Source organism: Psychrobacter sp. FME6 (genome assembly GCF_014861365.1).
Lineage (GTDB): Bacteria > Pseudomonadota > Gammaproteobacteria > Pseudomonadales > Moraxellaceae > Psychrobacter.
In genome coordinates, this window is sequence record NZ_RRYW01000163.1 from 1 (window position 1) to 3500 (window position 3500).

Here is a 3500-nt window from a genome sequence, read left to right on the forward strand (position 1 = left end):
ATCATAAGAATAATTATGGGGTCGAGCTGATCTGTAGAGTATTACCGATTGCCCCATCAACCTATCACCGTGCTAAAGACTTGGAGAGCTACCCTGAAAAACGCTCACTGCGCAGTCAACATGACGACTTTTACATCAGCGAGATTAAACGTATCTGGCAGGACAGCAAATGCCGTTACGGTGCGCGTAAAGTATGGCAGCAGATGAAAGCTGACGGGTTAAAGGTTGCTCGTTGTACCATAGAGCGTTTAATGAGACAGCATGGCCTACAAGGTGTCTGGCGCGGTAAGGGTAAAATAACAACTCACAGCCGTGATGATCAAAAGCGTGCTGATGACTTGGTTAATCGTAACTTTAGCGCTCATCGCCCTAACCAGCTCTGGGTGGCAGACTTTACTTATATCAAGACGATAAGCGGCTGGGTGTATACCGCTTTTATTATTGATGTGTTTGCTCGCGCTATTGTGGGCTGGAAAGTATCTAATCGTATGAACACAGATATGGTGATGGCGGCGTTAAATCAAGCAATAGCAGATAGAAACTATCCCAAAGATGTGATTCATCACAGTGATCGAGGGGTTCAGTATTTATCCATTCGCTATACTGATAAAATGGCTACATGCGGTGTTATAGCTTCTGTCGGTACGACAGGCGATTCATACGATAATGCATTAGCTGAAACGGTCAACGGGCTTTATAAGTCTGAGGTGATTCATTATTTAAAACAGAACTGGACTGGTGTGAACGATGTTGAACTAGCAACCCTTGAATGGGTGGATTGGTTTAATAGAACACGATTGGATATGTGTCACCCTTTGAGTTTGAAAAGCGGTATTATGATAATTTAACCCTGTCAGGCATCGCTGCCTGACTCAAGTAAATCACTCTCCGATAAAGTCGGGGCGGTTCAGTACCAAGAAGGCCGTTATCTCTGCTACATTTATCTGGCATGCTCTTAATCGACGCCGGCCACTAGCGATGATTTGCGTTTCAAACTCTGGCTTGAATGATTGGTAAAGGTCGTCAATGTAGCAGTATGGTTCGGTTAAGTTGTCCATGTAAGAAGTCCTTTTTGCATAAGTTGGTCTAGGTAAATTTACTTTAGCAATTGTGGACTTCTTTTTTGGCGCTCCCTTATCCCGAACTGGGGTCATTTAGCAAACCTTTGATTCACTACTATCTAGCAGGATAAAACGTCTCTGCACCAGGGCCTACTGGCAGACCAAATACAAACACCCAGACGCAAAATAAAATAATCCAACCAACTAAGAACGCAATTGAATAAGGTAACATCATCGCCATAAGTGTGCCAACACCAGTATTTCTCTTATAACGAATAGCAACTGCCATAATGAGACCAAAATAGCTCATCATAGGGGTAATGATATTAGTAGTCGAATCTCCAATACGGTATGCGGCCTGTATCATCTCAGGCGCATAGCCAGTTAGCATTAGCATGGGGACAAATATTGGTGCTGTCACGGCCCATTGCGCAGATGCCGAACCAAGCATCAAGTTAACCACCGCACATATCAAGATAAAACCGATCAATAAGAAAGGACCTGTTAAACCAATATCGTTTAGGAAAGTTGCACCAGATACTGCCATTACAGAACCAAGGTTTGACCAATTAAAGAAGGCGGTAAACTGCGCTGCAAAAAAGACTAAGACGATATAAATACTGAGCGAGCTCATCGCATGGCTCATCGCATCTACTACATCTTGGTTGTTTTTTATGCTACCAGTAATCTTTCCATATATATAACCAGGTATGGCAAAGAACACAAAAATGAAGACAACGATACCCTTTAAAAACGGCGAACCTGACAACAGACCTGTCTCAGCATTACGCAGGATGCCGTCAGCAGGTACCACGGTCCAAGCCAATAATAAACAGAATACCAGCATGCTAATACCAGCCCAAAAAAGTCCTTTTTTCTCAATAGTAGATACGCGCTCAGCTTTGGTATCTAATACTGAGGGATCATCGGCGTCAGTAGGATTGTACTTACCAAGGCTTGGCTCGACGATTTTCTCGGTCACAAGATAACCCAAACCACTAACCAAAAAAGTACTCACCATCATAAAGTACCAGTTGGCTTCTGCTCCAACAGTGTAAGCTGGATCGATGATACGTGCCGCTTCTTGAGTAATCCCTGATAATAAAGGATCAACTGTGCCAAGTAATAGATTAGCGCTATAGCCACCAGATACCCCAGCAAATGCCGCCGCGATACCAGCTAATGGATGTCGACCAAGAGAGTGAAATATGACCGCAGCAAGTGGTATCAAAACCACATAACCAAGCTCAGCGGCCGTGTTTGACATAATACCTGCGAACACAATAGTAAAGGTAACCATTTTCTTTGGCGCGTTTAACACTAGCCCACGTAGTGCGGCTGATATCATTCCAGAGCGCTCAGCGATACCAACACCAAGTAGTGCTACCAGCACCGTACCAAGTGGCACAAAACCAGTAAAGTTGGTCACCAAGTTTTCAACAATACGAGCTAAGCCCTCGCCGTTTAATAAATTGACGACCTCAATAGTTCCATCAGCGCTACGGCCGCTTGCACCCTCTGGTCGTGGATCGATTACCGATATACCAAAGTAAGACAGGACTGCTGAAAGAACCAGTAAAAATACTGACATCCATACAAACAAAATAACAGGATGCGGTAGTAAATTACCGAGCCACTCTACTCCTTTTAAAAACCGCTGCATGCGCGAGTCTTGCTCTGCTGCATCAAAATTATTATGTGGCGGATTGCCATTTGGCGAGTTACTTCCTTGCATAGCCGATTATCTCCTTCAAGATTAAGTACTTTTGATGCGCTTAAAGTGTATGAAAACACCGATAAAAGGTTATGATTGGAACATAATTGGAAAACAGAAACAAATAATTTTGTCTCATAAAACAAATTGTTTAGAATTTTGAGTAATAAGTAACCCCAGTTCAGAAGAAGGGAGCGCCAAAAAAGACAAAAACAAGAAGTTCACAATTGCTAAAGTAGGTTTACCAAGACCAACTTATGCAAACAGGATTTCTTCCATGAACAACTTAACCGAACTATAATGCCTCTTGGTCAGTCATCAAAGCGCTTGAGCGCAAAAATAAAGAGCTCAAATAAGCCAACGAAACTATAAGGAACGCGGGCGCTTTTATGCCTAGGAGGAAATGGGCGGACCGCCCAAGTGATGGTTGATTTTATTAATGATCATAAGTTGTAATATGAGTTCGGGCCAATATTAAAGTACTACCGCCTGCTCCGTCACCCTATCACTTCACTATACCTAAAACATAAAACCTTTAAATGATAATCTATCTATCATTAGACTTTTTTATATTACTTAGATTAACACACCAAGTGCAACGCTAATTAATATTATAGAACGCCTGCATAGGCGTTTTAAACCCTAATCGTTTTCTTGGTCTGTTGTTTAGTTTATTCTCAATGTCCTGTATCTCATTATCAGAGACTTGTCTAAAGTCACAACCC

General features: G+C 42.4%; 1 protein-coding gene and 2 pseudogenes. 1 reads left to right on the plus strand and 2 read right to left on the minus strand.

The window, feature by feature from the left end; translation table 11 throughout:
* A pseudogene (locus EI162_RS13775) lies at positions 1 to 871 on the plus strand (IS3 family transposase); the annotation flags it as partial.
* Between the two features lie 37 nt (positions 872 to 908).
* On the opposite strand, the pseudogene EI162_RS14720 reads toward EI162_RS13775, so the two are convergent.
* Positions 909 to 1058, minus strand: a pseudogene (locus EI162_RS14720) (IS982 family transposase); the annotation flags it as partial.
* Between the two features lie 118 nt (positions 1059 to 1176).
* On the minus strand, positions 1177 to 2796 hold the full coding sequence (locus EI162_RS13780; protein ID WP_192524875.1) for an AbgT family transporter: 1620 nt from the start codon (positions 2794 to 2796) through the stop codon (positions 1177 to 1179).
* Positions 2797 to 3500: the final 704 nt, after the last annotated feature.